Source organism: Rhodococcus jostii RHA1, from assembly GCF_000014565.1.
GTDB lineage: Bacteria > Actinomycetota > Actinomycetes > Mycobacteriales > Mycobacteriaceae > Rhodococcus_F > Rhodococcus_F jostii_A.
This window is the reverse complement of record NC_008268.1, coordinates 2,417,109-2,441,222: the sequence shown is the minus strand read 5'-3', so window position 1 is coordinate 2,441,222 and position 24,114 is coordinate 2,417,109. Positions and strand designations below refer to the sequence as shown.

The window sequence follows — 24,114 nt, the reverse complement described above, 5'->3', positions numbered from 1 at the left end:
ATGACGACCACCGCGGCAGAGCCGAATACCTCCACCACCCGCGCGCTCGGCGGGCGGGCCAGGGCGTTCCTGCTCGCCGCGGTGGCCGCCTGTGCGGCGTGCGGGCTGATCTACGAACTGGCCCTGCTGACACTGTCGGTCAGTCTGACCGGCGGCGGGATCACCCAGACGTCGCTGATCGTCGCGGGTTTCGTGGCCGCACTCGGAGTGGGTGCCCTCGCCGCCAAGCCGCTGCTCTCCACCGCGGCCGCGTCGTTCGTGGTCGTCGAGATCGTCCTCGGACTCGTCGGCGGGTTCAGCGCGGTGACGCTGTACGTGACGTTCACGTTCTTCGGTTCCAGCGCAATCGTTCTGGTGCTCGCCACCGCACTGATCGGTGTGCTGGTGGGCGCCGAGGTGCCCCTGCTGATGACGCTGCTGCAGTCGGGCCGCAACGACACCGACGCCGAGAGCACCGGAAAGGTGCTGGCAAACCTCAACGCAGCCGACTACGCAGGCGCCCTGGTCGGTGGCCTGCTCTGGCCGTTCGTCCTGTTGCCGATCGCCGGAATGATCCGCGGCGCCGCCATCACCGGCATCATCAATCTCGTTGCCGCCGCGGTGGTGGCGCTGATCCTGCTGCGGTGGCAGCTGAGTCTGCGCACCCGCCTGTTCGCCGTCGTGGCGCTGCTGGTCGCCGCCGCGTGCATCGCGGTGCTGCTGGTGCGCGCCGACGGCATCGAGACCACGTCGCGGCAACGTCTCTACACCGATCCGGTGGTCGCCGCGGAAAGGTCGCAATACCAGGAGATCGTCGTCACCGAGCGCGGGGGAGACGTGCGGCTCTTCCTCGACGGCGACCTCCAGTTCTCCAGCATCGACGAACATCGGTACACCGAATCGCTGGTGTACCCCGCGATGGCGGACGACCCGAAACGGGTGCTGATCCTCGGCGGGGGCGACGGCCTCGCCGCCCGAGAGGTCCTGCGACTGCCCGGGGTCGAGGAGATCGTGCAGGTGGAACTCGATCCGGCGGTCATCGAACTCGCGAACACCCGGCTGTCCGGGCTGAATCAGGGGGCGTTGCAGGACCCGCGCGTGCACGTCGTCCTCGACGACGCATTCAGGTGGCTACGCGATGCACCCGATTCGGGTTTCGACGCTGTCATCGTGGACCTCCCCGACCCCGACACCCCGGCGCTCGGGCGCCTGTACTCCACCGAGTTCTACGGTCTCGCTGCCGCCGCCCTGAACCCTGGTGGACTGATGGTGGTGCAGTCGGGAAGCCCCTATTCGACGCCAGACGCGTACTGGCGCACCACGTCGACGGTCGCGTCCGCGGGTCTGGCCGTCACGCCGTACCACGTGCTGGTGCCGAGCTTCGGGGATTGGGGATACGTCCTCGCCCGGCGCGGACCCGAACCGCCGGCCCTGCGCCTGCCCCGCGACGTCCCCGAATTGCGCTTCCTCGACGAGCCGACCCTCGCCGCGTCCGCGATCTTCCCGCGCGACCGTCCCCGCCGCGAACTCGAGCCCTCCACCCTCGACCGCCCGCGTATCGTCGACGACATGCGGAAGGGCTACGAGCGCTGACGCGCCCGTGAGTACTTATTAACCGCCGGGCGTTAACAAGTACTCACGGGCCGAAGGCATATAGTTCACAGATATACTAAAAGCGGAAGTGGTGGGCGCTGGGCCCGCCACCGGCTCGCGATAGGGTTCCCCCATGACCGATGACGCAGCGCCGGTGCCCGTCGAGGTACCGGACAGCCTCGACTTCTGGTCGTTCATCGAACTGGCGAACCGGCGCCTGAGCACGGAATACGGCTCGACGCACGAACTCGCCACCCAAGTCCTCCTGACGTTGAACCGCGCGTCGAACGTGGTGACGTACGACCTGGAGTCGTCGATCCACCGCCCGCGCGGCCTGTCGTGGTCGGCGTTCCGGCTGATGTTCGTGACGTGGCTGGCCGGACCCGTCGAGTCGAAGACGGCGGCCAAGCTCACCGGCATGAGCAGGGCGGCCGTCTCGAATCTGACGAAGACGCTGGTCAGTGGTGGTCTGATGGAGCGGACCCCGGACGAGCGGGACGGCCGGTCCGTCCAGTTGTCGCTCACCGAGAAGGGCCGGAGCGAGATCGGTGAGATCTACCGTGAGCAGAACGAGCGGGAACATGCCTGGGCGAGTGTTCTCACCGAGCCGGAGCAGCGCATTCTCGTCATGCTGCTGGACAAGCTGATCACCAACCGCAGCCAGTTCGACGTCCGCGGGCGAAACTGACCCTGCTGTGCCTCCCTCGAAATCTGTGCTTGCCATCACGCCCGTAATTTAGTTAATGTGTTTACTACTAAGACACGCACTTCTAGGGAGGCCGGTCATGGCGTTCTATCGGCACGTGGGCAACATCCCGCCCAAGCGGCACACCCAGCACCGTGACGACAACGGTCAGCTCTACTTCGAGGAATTGATGGGAGAAGAGGGCTTCTCCTCCGACTCCTCACTGCTCTACCACCGCCACATCCCGTCGGCGATCGTCGATGCCACCGTGTGGGAGCTGCCCGACCAGAGCACGACTCCCAATCATCCGCTCAAGCCGCGCCACCTGAAGTTGCACGACCTGTTCCCGGACACGGTCTGGGCCGACACCGACGTGGTCACCGGACGCCGGCTGATTCTCGGCAACGCGGACGTCCGCATCTCCTACGTGGTCGCCGCCAAGGAGTCGCCGCTGTACCGCAACGCGATCGGCGACGAGATGGTCTACGTCGAATCCGGTGCCGCCACCGTCGAAACCGTGTTCGGCGCGCTCGAGGCGAAACAGGGCGACTACGTCCTCATTCCGATGTCGACCACCCACCGTTGGATCCCGCAGGGACCGGAACCGTTGCGCGCCTATGCGATGGAGGCCAACAGTCACATCGTCCCGCCGAAGCGCTATCTGTCCCGGTTCGGTCAGCTGCTCGAGAACGCACCCTACTGCGAGCGCGACCTGCACGGGCCGTCCGACACGCTGCAGGTCGAGGGCACCGACGTGGAGGTGCTCGTCAAGCACCGGACGTCGCACGGAATCGTCGGCACGCGAATGGTGTACCCGCACCACCCCTTCGACGTCGTGGGTTGGGACGGGTGCCTCTACCCCTACACGTTCAACATCTCCGACTACGAACCCATCACCGGGCGAGTGCACCAGCCGCCGCCGGCCCATCAAGCGTTCGAGGGCAACAACTTCGTCATCTGCAACTTCGTGCCCCGCAAGGTCGACTACCACCCGCTGTCGATTCCGGTGCCGTACTACCACTCGAACGTCGACTCCGACGAGATCATGTTCTACGTCGGCGGAGACTACGAGGCGCGCAAGGGGTCCGGCATCGGCCAGGGTTCGATCTCGATTCACCCCGGCGGCCATGCGCACGGTCCGCAGCCGGGTGCGTACGAACGCAGCATCGGGGCGGAGTTCTTCGACGAGCTCGCCGTCATGGTCGACACGTTCCGCCCGCTCGAACTCGGCGAGGGCGCCGTGGCGTGCGAGGACTCGGGCTACGCGTGGACGTGGGCAGGGCGGGGGCCGACGCAGTGATCTCCGCTCTCTTCGCCGGCCTCTGCGACGACGCCGCCCTCTTCCCACCCGGAAACGCGCCCCTGCCCGACGCCCTGCCCGCGCACGCCAGACACCGGTCGGCGCCGTACGCGGATCTGGTCGGTCCCTTCGTCTTTCCGGTCGCCCGACTGGGCGAATTGACTCCCGGTGCGCTCGAATTGAGCCTGACGCTGCCCGGCGGCCCGGCCACGCTCGAACCCGCACTCGACCGCCTCGCGCAGATCGACGGTGCCACCGCGGTGGCACTCGAGATCGCGGTGCCCGCAGACCAGACGGCCGCGGAGTTCTTCGCCGCGATGGACGCCGTCGAGGCGCTGACCGCCGGCCTGGACGTGTTCGTGGAGATTCCGCGCGGCGAGCGCCGACCCGACTTCCTCGCTGCACTGACCGGTGGCCCGTTCGCGGCGAAGTTCCGCACGGGTGGCGTTGTCGCCGAGGCCTACCCGGACGAGGACGAACTCGCCGCTGCGCTGCACGCCGTCATCGCGTCGGGAGTCCCGTTCAAGGCCACGGCCGGGCTGCACCACGCCGTCCGCAACACCGATCCGCACACGGGATTCGAACAGCACGGATTCCTCAACGTGCTGCTCGCTACCCGTCACGCACTCGGCGGCGCCGACGTCGACCAGGTCGCCGCCACCCTCGCCGAACGTGACGGCGCACTGCTCGCCGGCGAACTGCGCGACCTCCCGGTCGACGTCGTCGACGGCGTTCGCACCGCCTTCCGATCCTTCGGCACGTGCAGCATCCTCGAACCCCTGGAAGATCTCGTCGCACTGCACCTCGTGCCGTCTTCCGCCCTCGCCTCCGCAGATCAAGGAGCCCACACATGACCGTCCTCGACATCCCCGCAGATTCCCTCTTCGGAATCGAGAACCTGCCGTACGGCGTGTTCTCGACGGCCGACTCGGCCCCACGGGTCGGAGTGCGGGTGGGAGATTCCGTCGTGGATCTCGCCGCCGCACTGGGTGACGACGTTTTCGCGCAGCCCACCCTCAACGCCTTCATGGCGCAGGGCCGGGCCCGCTGGACCGAGGTCCGCAGGCAGATCACCGAACTCGTGCAGGGCGATGTCGCCGACACCGCGGTGTTCGCGGTCGACGACGTCACGATGCATTTGCCGGTGGCCGTCGCCGACTACGTCGACTTCTACGCCTCCGAGAATCACGCCACCAACCTCGGACGACTGTTCCGCCCCGACTCCGAGCCGCTGATGCCCAACTGGAAGCACCTGCCGGTCGGATACCACGGTCGGTCGAGCACCGTCATCGTGTCGGGCACCGACGTGATCCGGCCCTGCGGGCAGCGCAAGACCCCGGACCAGGACGCCCCCGACTTCGGGCCGTCCCGCCGCCTCGACATCGAGGCCGAGATGGGCTTCCTCGTCGGCGTCCCGACGAAGCTGGGGGAGACCATCACCCCGGATCAGTTCGCGGAGCACGTGTTCGGTGCGGTCGTCGTGAACGACTGGTCCGCCCGCGACATCCAGGCCTGGGAGTACGTGCCGCTCGGTCCGTTCCTCGGGAAGAGCTTCGCGACGTCCATCTCGCCGTGGGTGGTTCCCCTCGACGCGCTCGAGGCGGCCCGCATCGACACCCCGGCGCAGGATCCGCAGCCGTTGCCGTACCTGCGCGGCGAGGAGAAGTGGGGCCTCGACATCGACCTGGCCGTCGAGTGGAACGGACACGTCGTGTCGCGTCCGCCGTACGCGCAGATGTACTGGTCGCCGGCGCAGATGCTCGCGCACACCACGGTCAACGGCGCCGCCGCCAGCACGGGCGACCTGTTCGCGTCGGGCACCATTTCCGGACCGGAGAAGGATCAGCGCGGTGCGTTCATCGAGTTGACCTGGGGTGGACAGGAACCCGTTGTCGTGGGGGACGAGAAGCGCACGTTCCTCGAGGACGGCGACGAGATCGCCATCTCCGCCACCGCACCGGGCCCGAACGGCATCCGCATCGGCTTCGGTGAGGTGCGGGCCCGGGTGGTAGGCAGTAGTCATGACTGAGAACTTCGTCGAGACCACTGCCGAGCCGGACACCGGCGTCGCGTTCCTCACCCTGAACCGCCCCGAGCAGCGCAATCCGCTGTCGTCCGAGGCCATGCGGGACGTCACCGCGGCGCTGCGGAAGCTGGGCGACGACGACACCACCCGCGTCGTCGTCATCAGGGCTGCAGGACCGGTGTTCTCCGCGGGCCACGACCTGAAGGAGATGATCGGCCGCACACTCGAGGACGAGCAGGCCATCTTCGACACCTGTGTGGAGATGATGCAGACCGTGCAGGACATTCCCCAACCGGTCATCGCGTCCGTCCAGGGTGCGGCCGTCGCGGCGGGCTGTCAGCTCGCGGCGTCCTGCGACCTCGTCGTCGCGTCGTCGAACGCCGTGTTCGGGACGCCGGGGGTGAAGATCGGACTGTTCTGCTCCACCCCGATGGTGGCCCTCAGCCGCGCGATCGGGCGTAAGCGCGCCCTGCAGATGCTGCTCACCGGGGAGACGATCGGGGCGGAGACGGCCGCGGACTGGGGGCTGGTGAACCTGGTCGTCGCACCCGAGGAGCTCGATGCGCAGACCCGGGCTCTCGCCGCGAAGATCACGAAGGCCAGCCCGCTCACGGTGAAGATCGGCAAGCAGGCGTTCTACCGGCAGATCGAGCTCCCTCAGGACGAGGCCTACGCGGCGATGGCGGAGACGATGGCCACCAACGCGATCACGTGCGACGCCCAGGAGGGCATGCAGGCGTTCGTCGAGAAGCGCACTCCGCAATGGCAGGGAAAATAGCGCACGCTGTCTGCATTGCGCGGTCCAGCGAACCGGCGAAGGATCAAGTGTGCAGTGGCTGCGGCCGCGGGCCGTCGGTGCCCGCTGACGGTGGACCGCGACGGGTCGGTCACCGAGATCGTTCTCACTGCGGGGCGACCGTCCCGCGGGAGGTGACTATCGATGTTCATCCAGGTTATTCAAGGAAAGGTGTCCGACGAGGCCGGCCTACGCCGGTGCATGGACCGCTGGACGGAGGACGTGCGCCCGGGAGCGACCGGCTTCCTGGGCTGCACCCAGGGATTGTGCGACGACGGAACGTTCATCGCACTCGCGCGGTTCGAATCGGCCGAAGCCGCCCGGCGTAACAGCGAGCGTCCGGAGCAGGGCGCGTGGTGGGCGGAAACCGAGAGGTGCTTCGAGGGAGCCGTGTCGTTCATGGACTGCCCGGACGTGATGGAGTGGATGGGTGGCGGCTCGGACGACGCGACATTCGTTCAGGTCATGGAGGGGCACACCGCCGACGCGAGTCGAATGCGGGAGCTGCTGGAACAGGCCGAACCCCAGGTTCATCAGCTGCGCCCGGAGATCCTCGGTGGAACGTTGTGCACGTACGGCGACGGCGGGTATGTCGAGGCGGTGTACTTCACCTCGGAATCGGAGGCCCGCGAGCACGAGAAGGTCGAGATCCCGGACGACCTGAGGTCGTTGTTCGAGGAAGAGGGGCGGTTGATGGGGGACGTGGCGTACTACGACTTGCATTCGCCGATGCTGGTGCCTGCAGGGCGGTAGCACGAAACCTCTGGCAAGGTACTTGGACGTCCTATAACCTTCGTGCATGAGTCTGGATGCGCGTACCGACACCGTCGACGGAGTGCTGCGGCGCTCGGCCGCCAAGTTCCCCGACCGCAGGGCGCTGACCTTCGAGGACCGCGCGTGGACGTACCGTGAACTCGACGACGCGGTGAGCCGGGCGGCCGCCTACCTGCGGTCGCTCGGACTGTCGGCCGGTGAGCGCGTCGCCGCGTACGGCACCAACTCGGACGCGTACACGATCGGGTTCCTGGCCTGCGCGCGTGCGGGTCTCGTGCACGTGCCCGTCAACTATGCGCTCGAGGGCGACGAGCTGACCTATCTGGTGTCGCAGTCCGGGAGCGCCGCCGTGCTGGTCGATCCGGCGCTGACGGGCACGCTCGACTCGGTCCGCGGCGCCCTCGATCTGCGCCACGTGGTTCCCCTTCGCGACGCCGAGGATTCGCTGCTCGCCCACAGCGGCTCCGGCGACGTCCCCGTGCTCGCGGAGCCGGTCGCGGCCACCGACCTGGCACAGTTGCTGTACACGTCCGGGACGACGTCGAAGCCGAAGGGCGCCATGATGACTCACGGCGGGCTCGTGCACGAGTACGTGTCTTCCGTGATCGCCCTCGCACTGAGCGACGGCGACAATCCGCTGATCTGCATGCCCCTGTACCACTCGGCGGGCATGCACGTCTTCATGATGCCGTACCTGTCGGTGGGCGCCTCGGTGAATCTGATGCAGACCCCGGACATTCCGGAGATTCTGCGCCGCATCGAGGCGGATCGCATCGGCTCGCTGTTCCTGGCGCCGACGGTGTGGGTGCCGCTCGCCGGACATCCGGATCTCGAGACCCGCGACCTGTCGTCGCTGAAGAAGGCGCAGTACGGCGCGTCGATCATGCCGGTGACGGTGCTGAACAGGTTGCGCGAACGCTACCCCGACCTCGGCTTCTACAACTGCTTCGGACAGTCCGAGATCGGTCCGCTCGCGACGGTGCTGCAGCCCGAGGAACACGAGGACCGGCCGTCGTCGTGTGGCAAGGCCGTGTTCTTCGTCGAGACGCGGGTCGTGGACCCGGACGGCAACGACGTTCCGGACGGCACGCCCGGTGAGGTGCTCTACCGTTCACCCCAGCTGTGCCTGGGGTACTGGGACAATCCCGACGCCACCGCGGAGGCGTTCCGCGACGGGTGGTTCCACTCGGGTGATCTGGTGACGCGGGACCCGGAGGGGTACATCACCGTCGTCGACCGCATCAAGGACGTCATCAACACCGGCGGCATCCTGGTGGCGTCGCGCGAGGTCGAGGACGCGGTCTACACGCATCCGGACGTGGCCGAGGTCGCGGTCATCGGGACGCCGGACGACAAGTGGATCGAGGCGATCACCGCCGTGGTGGTGCTGCGGGAGGACGCGGCCGGCGTGACACCGGACGGGTTGATCGCCCACGTCAAGGAGCGCATCGCGCCGTTCAAGGTGCCCAAGCAGGTGGTGTTCGTGGACGAACTGCCCCGCAACCAGAGCGGGAAACTGCTCAAACGGGAACTGCGGGCAACGCTCTGATTACTTTCCGGTCGATGCCCGCTCGATCAGCTCGACCGGGAGCTTCACCGATTCCACGTCGTTGCCCGCGATGATCGACAGGAGATGACGCACACCCGTCGCGCCGATCAGGCGCGCGGGTGACCGGACGGTCGTCAGCGGCACCGGAAGTTGGGCGACCACCGGAATGTCGTTGTATCCGACGAGTGCGAGGTCGTCGGGGATCCGCAGTCCGAGGTCCCGGGCGACGCCGAGGACGCCGATCGCGATGGTGTCGCTGACGGTGAAGATCGCCTCGGGAGGCGAATCCGACTCGAGGAGAACGGTTGCCGCGGCGACACCGCCGGACACGTCGAAGTCGGAGCGGACGACGCGATCCGGGCGGAGTTCGATGCCGTTCTCGGCCAGTGCGGCGCGGAATCCGGCGAGGCGGTCGCGGGAGGTGCTCGCATGGTCGGGCCCTGTGATGACGGCGAGCTCGGTGAACCCGCGGTCGAGGAGATGGCGTCCGGCGAGGTAGCCGCCCCGGTGGTCGTCGCCCGACACGAACGGCAGACCGACGTCGGCGTGCCGGTTGAGCTGCAGCATCGGCAAAGCCCCCACCGACAGTGAGTCGACGAATTCGCGGCCGGGACTGTGCAGGCTGCTGAGCAGCAGGCCGTCCACCTGCCTGCTGACGAGGAACTCGATGGCGCGGCGCTGGGCGTCGAGGTCGTCGGGTGGGCTCGACAGCAGCACCGAGTAGCCGGCCTGCGTGGCCGTCTCCTCGATGCCCTGGAACATCGTCGCGACCACGCCGTCGGTGAGTCGCGGCATTACCACGCCGAGGGTGGTGGTCTTGCGTGTCCGCAGGCTCGCGGCCCACAGGTTGGGCTGGTAGCCGAGTTCCACCGCCACCTCGCGCACCCGCAGCGCGGCCTCGGACCAGCCGTCGGCGGGTTCGGGCTGGCGGAGCACCCGGGATGCCGTCGACACGTGGACGCCGGCGCGTTCGGCGATCTCGCGGAGGGTAGGCGGACGCCCGGAGGTGCGTGTCGGGCGGTCCGGCTGGTTCACGGGCAATCCTCGCGCTCGGGGACGGGGGCCGGTGGTGTCGTGGTTGACGGCCGCCGGAATGCGCCTTAGTCTACGTGACGAAATCGTTCGTGCAATCGTTCTCGCGAACGTTTGCACACCAGCCCCACCGGCCTCGTGGAGGAACAATGTCCGACCCGCAGTCCCTGACCCAGCTGTTCGCCCTCGACTCGCTGCTCGACACCGAGGAGATCGCGATCCGCGACACCGTGCGCCGATTCTCGGACGAGAAGATCCGGCCCCACATCGGCGAATGGTTCGAAGCAGCGGCACTGCCGGTGCGTGAGCTGGCGGAAGGACTGGGCGAACTCGGCGTGCTCGGCATGCACCTCGAGGGATACGGCTGCGCCGGCATGAGCGCCACCGCCTACGGCCTGGCCTGCCTCGAGCTCGAGGCCGTCGACTCCGGAATCCGCAGCCTCGTGTCCGTCCAGGGTTCGCTGGCCATGTACGCGATCCACCACTACGGCAGCGAAGACCAGAAGCAGGAATGGCTGCCCCGCATGGCCGCCGGCAAGGCGATCGGCTGCTTCGGACTGACCGAGCCCGACTTCGGCTCCAACCCCGCAGGCATGCGCACGGGCGCCAAGCGGGACGGTGACGACTGGATCCTCAACGGCACCAAGATGTGGATCACCAACGGATCCGTCGCCGACGTCGCGGTCGTGTGGGCCCGCACCGACGACGGCATCCGCGGATTCGTCGTGCCCACCGACACCCCCGGCTTCTCGGCGCCCGAGATCAAGCACAAGATGTCGCTGCGGGCGTCCGTCACCTCGGAGCTCGTGCTCGAGGACGTGAGGCTGCCCGAATCCGCGATGCTGCCGGAGGCCAAGGGACTGTCCGGTCCGCTCGGCTGCCTCAACGAGGCCCGGTTCGGCATCATCTTCGGTGCGATGGGCGCCGCCCGCGACTGCCTGGAATCCGCAATCTCCTACGCGCAGGACCGTCAGGTCTTCGACAAGTCGCTCGCCGCCTACCAGATCACGCAGGTCAAGATCGCCGACATGGCCCTCGAGGTCGGCAAGGGCCACCTGCTGGCGTACCACCTCGGACGTCTCAAGGATCGCGGCGTGGCACGTCCCGAGCAGGTCAGCACGGGCAAGCTGAACAACGTCCGCGAGGCCATCGCCATCGCCCGCGAGTGCCGCACCATCCTCGGTGCCAACGGAATCACGCTGGAATACCCCGTGATCCGCCACGCCAACAACCTCGAGTCCGTGCTCACCTACGAGGGAACGTCCGAGGTCCACCAGCTCGTGATCGGCAAGGCGCTGACGGGCGAGGCAGCATTCCGGTGAGCAGGTCACTCGAGTCGGCCGGGAGTGCATCCCTGGACGGCCTGCTGATCGCCGACTTCGGACGGGTGCTCGCCGGGCCGTACGCCACGATGCTGCTTGCCGACCTCGGTGCCGACGTCGTCAAGATCGAGCGCGCCGGCGTCGGCGACGACACCCGGCAGTGGGGGCCGCCGTGGGTGGGCGACGAATCCACCTACTTCCAGTCCGTCAACCGCAACAAGCGGTCCTTCGCCTGGGATCTGCGCGACCCCGCCGACCTGCAGCAGGCGCGGGAACTGGCCGCCCGGGCGGACGTGGTGGTGGAGAACTTCCTTCCCGGCACGATGGACCGGCTCGGGCTCGGCTACGACGCCGTGCGGGAGATCAATCCCGACGTCGTCTACTGCTCCGTGACCGGGTTCGGCGGCGAGAACAACCTGCCCGGGTACGACCTGCTCATCCAGGCCGTCGGCGGGTTGATGAGCATCACCGGTCCCGAACCCGGCGTTCCGACGAAGGTCGGGGTGGCCGTCGTCGACATCATCACCGGACTGCACGCCGCGGTCGGGATCCTGGCGGCGCTGCGCCACCGCGATCGCACCGGGGAGGGGCAGCGGGTCGAGGTGAACCTGCTGTCGTCGCTGCTGTCCGCCCTCGCGAACCAGACGTCGGGGTACGTGGGCGCCGGTGTCGTCCCGCAGGCGATGGGCAACCGGCACCCCAGCATCGCGCCGTACGAGGTCTTCCGGACCGGCGACCGGCCGCTGGTGCTGGCGGTGGGCAACAACCGTCAGTTCGCCTCTCTCGTCGAGGTTCTCGGTGTGCCCGAACTCGCCGACGACGAGCGGTACGCGACCAACACGCAACGGGTGGCGCACCCCGAGCAACTGGTCCGGGACATCACCGCGGCGCTGTCCGCGGGCTCGGCGGACGAGTGGTTCGAGAAGCTGACCGCACAGGGTGTCCCGTGCGGTCCGCTCAACGACATCGCCGACGCGGTGGCGCTCGCCGAGCGCCTCGGGCTGAATCCGGTGGTCGAGATCGACGATCCCCGCAGGGACCGGCCCGTGCGTCAGGTGGCGAATCCGATCCGGCTCAGCGCCACCCCGGCGAGCTACCGCAGCGCGCCGCCGCGGCTCGGCGAGGACACCCCAGCCGTGAGTACTTGTTAACCGCCCGAGGTTGACAAGTACTCACGGGGGCTCTTCCCTAAGGGAGTGTTAGGAAGGCTCCGCGGCCCTTCCGTATCGATGTGACGTGACCCACTGTGGTGTGAACGCAGAGATCCAGGGCATCGAGAGGAGTCCCGCGTGAGCACGACATCGACGGGTGAGCGCCGAGTCATCGGCAATGTTTTGAAAGGTTCGGTCGGCAACCTGATCGAATGGTACGACTGGTACGTCTACGCGGCGTTCAGTGTGTACTTCGCGAAGGAGTTCTTCCCGGAAGGCGACACCACCGCCCAGCTGCTTTCCACGGCAGCCGTTTTCGCGGTCGGATTCCTCATGCGGCCGATCGGCGGCTGGATCATGGGACGGTACGCCGACCGCCGCGGTCGCCGATCGGCGCTCACCCTGTCGGTGACCGTGATGGCGGCGGGTTCGCTCGTCATCGCGGTCACGCCGTCCTACGCGAGCATCGGGCTAGTGGCACCGGTCCTGCTGGTGATCGCCCGGATGCTGCAGGGACTGTCGGTCGGCGGCGAGTACGCCACCAGCGCCACGTACCTGGCCGAGGTCGCGTCGCCGGGCAGGCGCGGGTTCTACTCGAGCTTCCAGTACGTCACGCTCGTCGCCGGACAGCTGATTGCACTGGGTGTGCAGATCATCCTGCAGCTGACGCTGCCTGCGGAGGCCATGCAGGCGTGGGGCTGGCGGATTCCGTTCCTGATCGGCGCGGCCGGTGCCGTCGCGGTGATGTGGCTCCGTCGCACGATGGACGAGTCGGAGGCGTTCACCGACGAGGTGGAGGCGAAGCGTGACGCAGACACTTCGGACGGTGGGCCGAAGGAAGGTTCGCTCCGGATGCTGCTGCAGTACCCCCGCGAGTGCCTGCTGGTGTGCGCCCTGACGCTCGGTGGTTGCGTGGCGTTCTACACGTACACCACGTACATGCAGAAGTACATGATCAATACGTCCGGCATCTCCAAGGACACGGTGGCGTGGATCAACTTCGCGGCCCTGCTGGTGTTCATCGTGTTGCAGCCGATCGGCGGCGCACTGTCCGACCGCATCGGTCGCCGGAAGCTGCTCATCTTCTTCGGGATCGGCGGAACCGTCCTCACCGTGCCCCTGATGACGGTGCTCGGGACCACGACGAACCCCCTGGTGGCCTTCGCGCTGATGATGCTGGGACTGATCGTCGTCACCGGGTACACGTCGGTGAACGCGATCGTGAAGACCGAGCTGTTCCCGACGAAGGTTCGCGCACTCGGCGTCGGGCTGCCGTACGCCCTCACGCTGGCGATCTTCGGCGGAACGGTCGAGACCGTCGCCCTCGCCCTGAAGCGGGCCGGCCACGAATCGCTATTCTTCTACTACGTGACCGGGTGTATCGCCATCTCGCTCGTCGTCTACTTCTTCATGCGTGAGACGTCGGACGGTTCGCCGCTCGACCGGACGACCAGCCGGGAGGACACCCCGGACGACGACGTCGAACTGGTCGACTCACGGAGCTGATCGAAGGGAAGAGAAGTGCAGATCGCGGTGGTCGAGGACGACGACGGAGTCGGCGACGCACTCGTGGAAGCACTGGCCACCCACGGCCACGAGGCGGTGCGCATGCGGCGCGGTTCCGATCTCCTTCTCGGCCATCGCGGTATGGACGCGGTGATCCTCGACCTCGGTCTCCCCGACGCGGACGGCCTGCAGGTGCTCCGGCAGCTGCGGGCCGTCAGCGACGTTCCGGTGGTGATCCTCACCGCCCGCGACGACGAACGGTCGGTGGTGCGGGGACTGCGGGGCGGGGCGGACGACTACCTCGTCAAGCCGGCGCGGCTCGCGGAATTGCTGGCGCGGCTCGACGTCGTGACCCAGCGTCGCCGCGCGACCGCGGCCTCGGCCGCGCAGACGGTCACCGAAGGTGATGTGGTGGTCGATCTGGCGGCACGCGAAGTGGAGGTCGGCGGAGCTCCGGTGGCGTTGACAGCCAAGGAGTTCGAGCTTCTCGAGGTGCTCGTCACCCGTCCCGGCGCCGCCGTGAGTCGCCAGCAACTGATGGATGCGGTGTGGGGCGACGCGTACGTGGCGATCTCACGCACCCTCGACGTGCACATGACCGGGTTGCGCGCGAAACTGGGCCGGCCGGGGCTCATCTCGACCATCCGCGGGTACGGCTACCGCTGGGGCACTTGACGTGCGCCGCCGTGTGCTCGCCGTTCTGCTGGTGTTCGCGGCCGTCGCGGTGGTGGCCTTCGCCGTCCCGCTGGCGCTGGCCACCAGCGCCGGGAGAACCCAGGCTCTGCGGCTGAGCCGGGAGGCGGATGCGACGCATTTCGCCAGCCTCGCCGGACAGACCCAGGCCCCGGGAAGTACCACGCTGCTGCGGGAGGAGGTGGCCCGCTACCACGAGTTGTACGGCGAGGGCGTCCTCATCGTCGACGCACGAGGCAACCTCCGCGCGGGCGCCGGACTGTCGCCGGACGACGCCGACGTGGCCGCGGCGATCACGGCGGGACTGCGCAACCAGAAGCAGGGGATCAGCGGTTCGCTCACACCGTGGTCGGCGGACCGTGTCCTGTCGGCCGTACCCGTCGGCACCGGAGCGCAGGTGGACGGTGCCGTGGTCCTGGACGTGTCCACCCGCGCCGCACGGGAATCCATCCGGACGTCGTGGCTGGTGATCGTCGCGGGGGCGCTCGTCGCGCTGGCGGCGGTCACCGCGGTCGCGATCGCGCTGTCCCGGTGGACCGTTCGTCCGCTCGGGGCGCTCACCGCCAGGGTCGGCGCCCTCACCGACGCCGTCCCGTCGCCGCGTCCGCGGGTGCGTCGCAGCACCGGGCGGCCGTCCGACAGCTACAGCGGGCCACCGGAGGTCCAGGAACTCGCGAAGGCGTTCGACACCATGTCGGGCGCAGTCCAGGCGTCCGGTCAGGCGCAGCGGCAGCTGATCGCCGACACTGCCCATCAGCTCCGAAACCCTCTCGCGGCCCTGCACATCCGGTTGGACTCCCTCGGCCCACACGTCTCCGAAACCGGGGCCGAAACCTACCGCCGCACGGGGATGGAGGTCGATCGGCTCGGCGGGATCCTCGACGGACTGCTGGCGCTGGCCGTCGCCGAATCGCCCGCGGACTCCGCCGACGACGAGACCGCGCACGGCGGATGTGACGTCGGTGCCGTACTCGCGGACCGTGCCGACGCCTGGACGGAGGCTCTCGCGGAATCGGGGATGGACCTCGTGCTCCGGGAACCGGCCGAACCGCTGGTCGCCGACTTCCGGTCCAGTCACCTGGCGCAGGTCCTGGACGTCCTGCTCAGCAACGCGCACGCGTACGCCGGTCGAGGTTCGACGGTCCGGATCGACTCGGGACGGTCGGCCGCGGGAATCGAGATCCGGGTGAGCGACGACGGGGCCGGGGTGGGTGAGGACGAGATCGGCAAACTGTCGTCGCGTTTCTTCCGCGGGTCCGGGGCGGCGCAGCAGGGCACCGGGCTCGGGTTGTCCATCGCGACCGCGCTCGTCGAGGGCGGCGGTGGGGCGCTGACGATCGCTGCGGAGCAGCCACACGGGCTGCGGGTGACGCTGACACTTCCGACGGTGGCGCCGTGATCACCCGACGTGCACTTCTGCGCGGCGTCGTCGCCGCCGGGGCGACCGCGGCCACGGGTTCGGTGCTCGCCGCGTGCTCGGACAGCGGCCGCGATCCGCTGCGGCTCGCGGCCGGTGAGGAGGGCGGATTCTTCTGGGAGTTCGCCCAATTGACGGCCCAGGCGGCGGAGCGTGCCGCACTGCCGGTGAGCATCGTCCCGGTCCGCACCGCGGGGTCGGTGGACAATCTGGCGGCGCTGGCGTCCGGAGACGCGGAACTGGCACTGAGTCTCGCCGACGCCGCCGTATCGGCTCTGGGGGCCGGCGCCGGGTTCACCGCCATCGGCAAGGTGTACGAGAACTACATGCAACTCGCGGTGCGCGCCGATTCCGGGATCGCGGACACCTCGCAACTGAGAGGCACCCGAATCAGCTTGGGTGCCACAGGCTCCGGTGCGGAACTGACGGGCGAACGGATCCTCGAGGTGCTCGGTCTGGCGGGTCCGGGAGCCGTGACGCGTCTGCACCTGTCGATGACCGATGCGGGGCAGGCGCTGCGTGACGGCACCGTCGACGCGGTTCTGTGGGCAGGCGGAGTGCCCACCCCGTCGTTCGCGGATCTCGGGATCCCGCTGCGTCTACTCGACCTGTCCGCCGAACTGGAATTGCTGCGGGAGCGGTTCGGCCCCCGCTACGAGCCGGTGCTGATTCCGCCCGGCACGTACGGACAGCAGACGTCGGTCGCGACGATCGGTCTCGCGAACCTGCTGCTCGCCGACCCCGCCGTCTCGGACAGCGCCGCCGGCGCCCTCGTCGAGGTGCTCATCGACCACGCGGCGGAACTGGTGCCGGATCAGGCGACCGGCAGCCAGTTCCTGGACCGGCAGTCGCTGATCGTCACCGCGGGGGTGCCGCTGCATCCCGGCGCTGCCGCGGCGTACCGGAGACACCACGGCTGAGCCGGTCGATCACTCCAGCCGGTCGATCACTGCACCTGGGCGACCACGAAGATGCGCCGGAACGGGAAGAACGTGCTGCCGTCCGGTCGCCGGGGGTACGCCTCGTCGAGGAGCGGGGCGAGTTCTTCGCGGAACAGGTCCCACTCCGGCGCCGAGAGGGCGTCCTTGACCGGGCGGAGCGCGGTGCCGGTGATCCACTCCAGAACCGGGTTCTCCCCGGTCAGCCGCTGCACGTACGTGGTCTCCCAGGCATCGACGGCGCATCCGGCGTCGGCGAGGAGCCCGGCGTAGTCGGCGGGATCGTCGACGACCGTGCTCGCGCGGAACGGCACGTCCGGCAGCGACCGCGACCACCGTTCGCGCGAGGCGAGGTCACGGACGATCGTGTGCGACGGCGCGTCGAAGTTGCCGGGAACCTGCACCGCGATCCACGCCCCCGACGGCAGTTGGGTCGGCCAGCGACGCAACAACTCCCGGTGCTCGGGCACCCACTGCAGAGCGGCGTTGGAGACGACGACGTCCGTGTCGGGCTTCGGCGTCCAGTCGCGCACGTCCTGCCTGCCGGCGTCGAGGCCGCGTTCACGCGCGGCCTCGACCATCTCGGGTGAGCTGTCGGAGGCCTCGAGGACGGCGTCCGGCCATCGTTCGGCCAGGCTGACGGTCAGGTTTCCCGGGCCGCAACCGAGGTCGACGACGCGGCGCGGTGACCGCGCGTCGACTCGCGACAGCAACTCGTAGAACGGGCGCCCGCGATGGTCCGCGAAGGCGAGGTACTTGTTCGGATCCCACATGTAGTCCTCCTCGCCTGAAACAGTACGCCCATACTGTTGGCGTGTGGGGTCAGAGGCCGAGATCCTTCGCGATGATCGTCTTCATGACCTCGCTCGTGCCGCCGTAGATGCGGGAGACACGGGTGTCCGCGTACAACCGCGCGATGGGGTACTCGAGGATGTAGCCGTATCCGCCGTGCAATTGCAGGCACTTGTCGATGACCCGGCCCGCGGCCTCGGTGCAGAACAACTTCGCCTTCGCGGCATCCGGGACCGTGAGTTCGCCGGCGTCGTGCAGTTCGAGCGCGCGGTCGGCCATCAGCTGGATCGCCTCGACCTCGGTGGCGCACTCGGCGAGCACGAACTTGGTGTTCTGGAATGCCGCGACGGGTTTGCCGAACACCTTGCGCTCCTTGACGTATGCGATCGCGTGCTGCAGCGCCGCGGCCGCGGTCGCCGACCCGCCGAGCGCGATGGAGAGGCGTTCCTGGGCGAGGTTGTGGGTGAGGTAGCTGAAACCGGCACCTTCGTCGCCGAGGCGGTCCGCCACGGGCACCGTGACGTCGGTGAAGGACAGTTCGGCGGTGTCCGAGGCCTTCAGGCCGATCTTCTCGATCTTGCGACCCACCGCGAAACCCTCGGAGGTGGTGTCGACGACGAGGATGGTCAGACCGGCCCGGCGGTCCTCGGGGGTGCTGGGCGCGGTGCGGCACACCACGAGGATCCGGTCGGCGAGCGCGCCCCCGGTGATGAACGTCTTCGCGCCGTTCAGGACGTAGTGCGACCCGTCGTCGGACAGCTTGGCCGACGTCGCGATGTTGGCGAGGTCCGAACCGGTGCCCGGCTCGGTCATCGCGATGGCGAACATGATGTCACCCGACGCGAATCCGGGGAGCCACCGCTGCTTCTGCTCGTCGTTCGCGTATTCGAGCAGGTACGGCAGGATCAGGTTGGTGTGCACGGAGTAGCTGCCGAACGTGACTCCGGCGGCCGCCGTCTCCTCGCCGACCACCGCCGCGAACTTGAAACTCTTCTCACCGCCGCCGCCGAACTCCTCTGGCACCTGGATGCCGAGTACGCCGAGCTCCCCGAGACGACGGTAGAAGTCGCGCGGGGGATGCCCTTCGCCCTCCCACTCGTGGTGGACGGGGGCGACTTCCTTGGCGATGAAGTCGCGGATCGTCTTCCGGAACGCGTCGTGATCTTCGTTGAACACCGTACGCTGCACGGGCTTTCTCCTTCGAATTACAGTGCGTAACTGCGTAGTACGACCTTGCCGATCATTATCTTCCGAACCTCGGAGTGTTCGTCGGATCGAGAGTCCGGGCGGGGGCGGCTCATGTGATGAGAATGCCCGATCCGCGGGGGCCCGGCTAGGGCCGTTCGGCTATCGGTCGGATAGCGCAGTCCAATGCACGCGAGACACCTCGAATCTGCCGACACATAGGCAGACGTAGCCGGTGCCTTCGCCGAGTGCGTATTGATCGCGGGCACCCCGGTACGTTGAATGAACCGTGACACTGTGACCCACGCCACCACGCTTCCGAAGGGATCACCACGTGACCCGCTCCACTGCCATCCTCGACCGGACCGTCGCCATCGGTTCCGAGTCCCGCAGCCGCGCTTGGGGCCTGACCGGGCTCCTCGTGCTGCTCTACGTCGTCAACTACGCGGACAAGGCCGTCCTCGGCATCATCGCCCAACCCCTCGCCCACGAGCTGGGACTGAGCGCCTCGCAGATCGGGCTGGTGGGCAGCCTCTTCTTCCTGACCTTCACCGTCGGCGGGTTCTTCGCCGGCGCGCTGAACCGCTGGATGTCGCTGCGGTGGGCGCTGCTGCTGCTCGCGATCGCCTGGTCCGTCGCGATACTCCCGCTCGTGGTCGTCGCGTCTTTCGCGGTGTTGCTGGTCAGCCGCCTGCTGCTCGGGCTCGCCGAGGGGCCGAGTTCCGCGCTGCTCCACACGGCGGCGTACTCGTGGCACGCACCCGCCAAGCGCGGACTGCCGAGCGCTCTGCTCGCCGGTGCCGCGTCCATCGCCAAGATCGCCGTCGCGCCTGCTCTCGCATTCGTGACCGTCACGTTCGGATGGCGCTACGCGCTGGTCGCGCTGGCGGTCATCGGCGTCCTGTGGTGCGTCGTGTGGCTGACCGTCTGGAGCGAGGGCCCGTACATTCGCAGCGGCAAGGGCGCCGATTCCGCGGCCCCCGGTGACGCGGGCGAACCGGCGGTGCCGTGGGGTCGCATCTTCCGGACCCGGACGTTCATCAGCGGCGCGTTTCTCGTCATGAGCGTGTATGCACTGGTTGCCGTGGTTCTGACGTGGCTGCCCTCGTACTTCGAGGTGGGCCTCGGATACAGCCGCCTCCAGGCCGGCTCCATGTTCGCGTTCCCGAGCATCGCCGGGCTGATCCTGATGCTGCTCTCGTCCGTGATCGGCGACCGTCTGCTCGCACGCGGCTCGACGTCCCGCGTCGTCCGCGTCATCGTCCCCGCCGTCGGGGTGCTGATCTGCGGCGCGATTCTGCTGGCGCTGCCGTCCATCACCGCACCCGCCGTCGCCGTCCTCGTCGTCTCCGTCGGCTACGGCTTCGCCGCATCGGTGTTCCCGCTGCTCAACGCGGCGATCTCGGAGATCTGCCCGCCCCGTCAGACCGCGGGCACCCTGGGCGTCTTTCTCGCCGTCATGGCGATCGGTGGCCTCGTCGCCCCCTACGCGACAGGTCTGATCGTCGACGCGGCGGCCTCGCCCGCCGCGGGCTATGCCACCGCGTTCCAGGCGCTCGGACTCGTCGCCGCCGTGTGCGCCGTCGGCGCGCTGGTCTTCGCGAACCCCGAGCGCGACAAGAAGCTGGTCCGGGGCGACGCTGCGGACATAGGCACGAACTAACCCTGCGTTCGGCCGAAAAGTCGTTGTGCCGACGACATCGCCCGTGATTGATTCGAGTGACCCCCTCAGATCGAAGGAACACACCATGCGCGATGCAGTGATCGTCGACGCCGTCCGCACGCCCATCGGGCGGCGTGGCGGTTCCCTGTCCGGAATCCACCCCGCCAATCTGTCGGCGCACGTCCTCGAGGCCCTCGCGGCGCGTACCAGTCTCTCCCCGGAGGAGATCGGCGACGTCGTGTGGGGCTGCGTCAGCCAGGTGGGGGAGCAGGCAGGCAACGTCGCCCGCACCGCCGTCCTCGCCGCCGGCTGGCCGGAGACGGTTCCTGGCACCACACTCACCCGGGCGTGCGGATCGAGCCAGCAGGCCGTGAGCTTCGCCGCCGCCGCCGTGATCGCCGGCCACGAGGACGTCGTCGTCGCCGGTGGTGTGGAGTCCATGAGCCGGGTTCCCATGGGCAGCGCCAGCAAGAATGGCGAGCACTTCCCGGCGGCCGTCCTCGACCGGTACGGCGTCGACGGGTTCAGCCAGGGCACCGGCGCCGAGATGATGGCCGCGAAGTGGGGGCTCTCCCGTCAGGTGCTCGACGAGTACGCGCTGCGATCCCACGAACTCGCGGCGCACGCCGCGGACCGGGGAGCATTCGATGGGCAACTCGCACCGCTCTCCGACGTCCTCGCCGGGGACGAGGGGATCCGCCGCGGCGGCACACTCGACTCTCTCGGCAGGCTGAAGACCGTGTTCAAGGAGGACGGCGTGATCCACGCGGGCAACTCCTCGCAGATCTCCGACGGCGCCGGCGCACTGCTCGTCACGACGAGCGAGAAGGCCGCGCAACTCGGTCTGACCCCGATGGCCCGCATCCACACCTGCGCCGTCGCCGGCGACGACCCGGTGATCATGCTGACCGGACCCATCGCCGCGACGGAGAAGGCACTGACCCGGTCCGGACTGAAGATCGACGACATCGGCGCGTTCGAGGTGAACGAGGCCTTCGCCCCCGTCCCGCTGGCGTGGCAGGCGGAGACCGGCGCCGCAACGGACCGGCTGAACCCGCTCGGCGGCGCCATCGCCGTCGGTCACCCGCTCGGCGGTTCCGGCGCGATCCTCATGACCCGACTCGTCCACCACATGCGGGACAACGGCATCCGGTACGGACTGCAGACCATGTGTGAGGCGGGCGGCCTCGCCAACGCCACCATTCTCGAACTTCTCTGATCCGACAACACTTTTCGAAGGGAACACCCGCACGATGGAACTCGAGGGAATCTCGACCGCGGTCACCGGCGGTGCGTCCGGTCTCGGACTCGCGACGGCACGCCGCCTCGTCGACGCAGGCGCTCAGGTCACGCTCATCGACCTCCCGAACTCCAACGGTGAGGCGGCAGCGAAGGAATTGGGCAGCGCAGCGCAGTTCGCCCCCGCCGACGTCACCGATTCCGAGCAGTTCGCGGCCGCACTCGACGTCGCCGACGACCGCGGTGGCCTGCGCGGCATCGTGCACTGCGCCGGGGCCGGCCGGCGGATGCGCATCCTCGACTCCGACGGCAAGGCAGGCTCCGTCGAGGACTTCGAGTTCGTGATCCGGCTCAACCTCGTCGGCTCGTTCAACGCCCTGCGCCTCGGGGCGGAACGGATCGCGCGGCAGGAGGAGATCGACGGCGAGCGCGGCGCGGTCGTGCTGACGGCGTCCGTCGCCGCCTTCGAAGGTCAGATCGGGCAGATCAACTACACCGCATCGAAGGCCGGCATCGTGGGCATGACGGTCACCGCGGCCCGTGACCTCGCCAGCCGCAACATCCGGGTGTGCACCATCGCCCCGGGAATCATGGACACCCCGCTCCTCGCCCGGCTGCGCGACGACGTGCGTGCGTCGCTGGAGAAGTCCGTGCCGGGCCCGTCGCGTCTGGGCAAGCCCAGCGAGTTCGGGCAGCTCGCCTGCCAGATCCTCGAGAACGGCTACCTCAACGGTGAGACCATCCGCCTGGACGGTGCCATCCGCATGGCACCTCGCTGACGAGTAAGGGACCGAACGTGAATTCTGCTGCACCGGTACTGCATTACCCCGACCTGACGTTGGCGGCGTTTCCGTCCGCCATGGCGGACCTGTACGGAGACAAGGCCGCAGTGGTCGACGGCGACACGGTGTGCACCTACCGCGAGCTCGACCAGCGGTCGGGCGCGTTCGCCGCCGCCCTGCGGGACTCGGGGGTGGCCGAACGCGACGTGGTGCTCCTGCACCTCGGCAACTGCATCGAATTCGTCGTGGCCTACTACGGCGCACTGCGGGCCGGCGCGACCGTCACCCTGGTCAACCCGCTGCAACCCGGCCCCGGCCTGCGCTCGCAGATCGTCGACACGGCGGCGGTCGCCGCCGTCACCCAGCCCGCACAACTGGACACCCTCACCGAGGCGGCGAGCGGCACCACCGTCCGCACCATCGTGGTGGCAGGCCTCCCCGCGGGCGTAGGTCGCGGTCAATTCGGGTTCGAGGAGTTCGTCCGCGGGTACGCCACCGCACCGTTCACCCCGAAGGTGTCCGGGGACGACGTCGCCCACCTCGCCTACACGGGCGGCACCACCGGATTGTCCAAAGGTGTGCGGGTGCTGCACCGCAACGTCCTCGCCAACGTGACCCAGATGATCGCCTGGCGTGCGGGTCACGAGGTGCGCGCCACCGCCGACGGCGGAATCGAACTGCGACCCGTCGAAAGTCTCGGGGACCGCGGTGTGGTGCCCGGCGCAGGCGCGACCGTCGTCGTGTCGCCGCTGTTCCACGCCCACGCGCTGATCAACATGTCGTTCCTCCTTCTGTCCGGGGCGACGCAGGTGTTCGCCGGACGATTCGAGCCGGGCCGCATGCTGGAGTTGATCGAGACGCACCGCGCCACGTACATCACCGGCAGTCCGGCGATGTGGCATGCGGTCGCCACCCACCCCGACGCCGTCGTTCGAGACACCGACTCGGTGCGGGTCGTGTCGTCGGGTGCGGCGCCGATCGATCACGTGACGCTCGAGGCGCTGGGCCGGGCGTTCCCGTCGGCGAGCGTGGTCGAGGGGTACGGGCTGACCGAGGGCACCTGCCTCGTCGCCTCCGCGCCGTTGACCGGCTCCGTCGCGTACAAGCTCGGCAGCGTGGGGTTGCCGGTGTTCGACACCGAGGTGCAGATCCGTGCCCAGGACGACTCCGGCGCCGTGCTGGAAGCCGGCACCCGCGGCAAGTTGTGGGTCCGCGGCCCGCAGGTCACGGACGGCTACCTGAACCATCCGGAAATCACGGCGCAGCAGTACGTCGACGGCTGGCTCGACACCGGCGACATCGCCTACCTGGACGAGGACGGGTACCTGTTCATCTGCGACCGCACCAAGGACATGCTGATCTACAAGGGCTACAACGTGTATCCGCGTGAGCTCGAGGAGATTCTGGTCTCGCATCCGGACGTGTCCTCGGCTGCCGTCGTCGGCAGGGAGGCCGGCAGCGTCGGTCAGGAACCGGTGGCGTTCGTGGTGCCGATGCCGGACGTGACGATCGATCCCGATGCGGTGTCCGCGTTCGTCGCCGAGCGGGTGCTGCCGTACAAGAAGGTACGCGACGTCGTGGTGGTCGAGCAGCTGCCGACGTCGGCGGCCGGGAAGATCCTCAAGACGAAGCTGCGCGAGCAACTCGCCGCCGCGACGACCTGACATCGTCCTCCCGCTGGGTGGAAGCAAC

Annotated in this window: 21 protein-coding genes; 18 read left to right on the top strand and 3 right to left on the bottom strand. The window is 68.5% G+C overall.

The genetic code is table 11. The annotated features are described in order from the left end of the window. The 8 genes from RHA1_RS11290 to RHA1_RS11255 all read left to right on the top strand — a co-directional run bounded on the left by RHA1_RS11290 (position 1) and on the right by RHA1_RS11255 (position 8,702). Positions 1-1,572: a polyamine aminopropyltransferase gene (locus tag RHA1_RS11290; protein WP_011595087.1), complete on the top strand. Its 1,572-nt coding sequence runs from the start codon at positions 1-3 to the stop codon at positions 1,570-1,572. 133 nt (positions 1,573-1,705) lie between these two features. Next, positions 1,706-2,260, top strand: a complete 555-nt coding sequence (locus RHA1_RS11285) for a MarR family winged helix-turn-helix transcriptional regulator (RefSeq protein WP_011595086.1) — start codon at positions 1,706-1,708, stop codon at positions 2,258-2,260. Positions 2,261-2,357: 97 nt separating this feature from the next. Beyond that, positions 2,358-3,557 carry a homogentisate 1,2-dioxygenase gene (locus RHA1_RS11280; protein WP_009474979.1) on the top strand — a complete coding sequence of 400 codons (1,200 nt, stop codon included), beginning with the start codon at positions 2,358-2,360 and terminating at the stop codon, positions 3,555-3,557. Then, a complete protein-coding gene (locus tag RHA1_RS11275; RefSeq protein WP_011595085.1) occupies positions 3,554-4,411 on the top strand; it encodes a hypothetical protein in 858 nt (285 codons plus the stop codon). Before RHA1_RS11280 ends, RHA1_RS11275 begins: the two co-directional genes overlap by 4 nt. After that, complete coding sequence (gene fahA / locus RHA1_RS11270) at positions 4,408-5,586, top strand: fumarylacetoacetase (protein ID WP_011595084.1); 1,179 nt, start codon at positions 4,408-4,410, stop codon at positions 5,584-5,586. The genes RHA1_RS11275 and fahA overlap by 4 nt, the downstream gene beginning before the upstream one ends. Beyond that, complete coding sequence (locus tag RHA1_RS11265; RefSeq protein ID WP_011595083.1) at positions 5,579-6,361, top strand: enoyl-CoA hydratase; 783 nt, start codon at positions 5,579-5,581, stop codon at positions 6,359-6,361. The genes fahA and RHA1_RS11265 overlap by 8 nt, the downstream gene beginning before the upstream one ends. Positions 6,362-6,523: 162 nt before the next feature. Further along, positions 6,524-7,132 (top strand): hypothetical protein, encoded by a 609-nt coding sequence (locus tag RHA1_RS11260; protein ID WP_009474975.1) that lies wholly within the window; start codon positions 6,524-6,526, stop codon positions 7,130-7,132. Positions 7,133-7,178: 46 nt separating this feature from the next. Beyond that, entirely contained in the window at positions 7,179-8,702 is a 1,524-nt protein-coding gene (locus RHA1_RS11255; RefSeq protein ID WP_011595082.1) for an acyl-CoA synthetase, read from the top strand. Here the strand turns inward: RHA1_RS11255 and RHA1_RS11250 are convergent, their stop codons facing one another. Further along, the gene (locus RHA1_RS11250) at positions 8,703-9,737 is read right to left on the bottom strand and encodes a LacI family DNA-binding transcriptional regulator (RefSeq protein WP_009474973.1); all 1,035 of its coding nucleotides are present in this window, start codon (positions 9,735-9,737) and stop codon (positions 8,703-8,705) included. A 146-nt stretch (positions 9,738-9,883) separates the two neighbouring features. Here RHA1_RS11250 and RHA1_RS11245 point away from each other — a divergent pair, with 146 nt between their 5' ends. The 6 genes from RHA1_RS11245 (at position 9,884) to RHA1_RS11220 (ending at position 16,743) form a co-directional block, all read left to right on the top strand. Continuing rightward, a complete protein-coding gene (locus RHA1_RS11245) occupies positions 9,884-11,056 on the top strand; it encodes an acyl-CoA dehydrogenase family protein (protein ID WP_011595081.1) in 1,173 nt (390 codons plus the stop codon). Then, on the top strand, positions 11,053-12,207 hold the full coding sequence (locus tag RHA1_RS11240; protein ID WP_011595080.1) for a CaiB/BaiF CoA transferase family protein: 1,155 nt from the start codon (positions 11,053-11,055) through the stop codon (positions 12,205-12,207). Before RHA1_RS11245 ends, RHA1_RS11240 begins: the two co-directional genes overlap by 4 nt. A gap of 138 nt (positions 12,208-12,345) precedes the next feature. Then, positions 12,346-13,713 carry an MFS transporter gene (locus tag RHA1_RS11235; protein WP_011595079.1) on the top strand — a complete coding sequence of 456 codons (1,368 nt, stop codon included), beginning with the start codon at positions 12,346-12,348 and terminating at the stop codon, positions 13,711-13,713. 15 nt (positions 13,714-13,728) lie between these two features. Next, positions 13,729-14,388, top strand: coding sequence for a response regulator transcription factor (locus RHA1_RS11230; RefSeq protein WP_009474969.1), 660 nt, complete (start codon positions 13,729-13,731; stop codon positions 14,386-14,388). 1 nt (position 14,389) lies between these two features. Beyond that, positions 14,390-15,805, top strand: coding sequence for a sensor histidine kinase (locus RHA1_RS11225; RefSeq protein WP_011595078.1), 1,416 nt, complete (start codon positions 14,390-14,392; stop codon positions 15,803-15,805). Further along, positions 15,802-16,743 (top strand): TAXI family TRAP transporter solute-binding subunit, encoded by a 942-nt coding sequence (locus tag RHA1_RS11220; protein ID WP_011595077.1) that lies wholly within the window; start codon positions 15,802-15,804, stop codon positions 16,741-16,743. Before RHA1_RS11225 ends, RHA1_RS11220 begins: the two co-directional genes overlap by 4 nt. Positions 16,744-16,769: 26 nt before the next feature. On the opposite strand, the gene RHA1_RS11215 is transcribed toward RHA1_RS11220, so the two are convergent. Further along, a complete protein-coding gene (locus RHA1_RS11215) occupies positions 16,770-17,534 on the bottom strand; it encodes a trans-aconitate 2-methyltransferase (protein WP_011595076.1) in 765 nt (254 codons plus the stop codon). A 49-nt stretch (positions 17,535-17,583) separates the two neighbouring features. After that, a complete protein-coding gene (locus RHA1_RS11210) occupies positions 17,584-18,741 on the bottom strand; it encodes an acyl-CoA dehydrogenase family protein (RefSeq protein ID WP_011595075.1) in 1,158 nt (385 codons plus the stop codon). A gap of 331 nt (positions 18,742-19,072) precedes the next feature. Here RHA1_RS11210 and RHA1_RS11205 point away from each other — a divergent pair, with 331 nt between their 5' ends. The 4 genes from RHA1_RS11205 to RHA1_RS11190 all read left to right on the top strand — a co-directional run bounded on the left by RHA1_RS11205 (position 19,073) and on the right by RHA1_RS11190 (position 24,086). After that, a complete protein-coding gene (locus RHA1_RS11205) occupies positions 19,073-20,401 on the top strand; it encodes an MFS transporter (protein ID WP_009474963.1) in 1,329 nt (442 codons plus the stop codon). Between the two features lie 85 nt (positions 20,402-20,486). Further along, entirely contained in the window at positions 20,487-21,620 is a 1,134-nt protein-coding gene (locus RHA1_RS11200; RefSeq protein ID WP_009474962.1) for a thiolase family protein, read from the top strand. 34 nt (positions 21,621-21,654) lie between these two features. Further along, on the top strand, positions 21,655-22,419 hold the full coding sequence (locus RHA1_RS11195; RefSeq protein ID WP_009474961.1) for an SDR family NAD(P)-dependent oxidoreductase: 765 nt from the start codon (positions 21,655-21,657) through the stop codon (positions 22,417-22,419). A gap of 17 nt (positions 22,420-22,436) precedes the next feature. Continuing rightward, positions 22,437-24,086 carry a class I adenylate-forming enzyme family protein gene (locus RHA1_RS11190; protein WP_011595073.1) on the top strand — a complete coding sequence of 550 codons (1,650 nt, stop codon included), beginning with the start codon at positions 22,437-22,439 and terminating at the stop codon, positions 24,084-24,086. Positions 24,087-24,114: the final 28 nt, after the last annotated feature.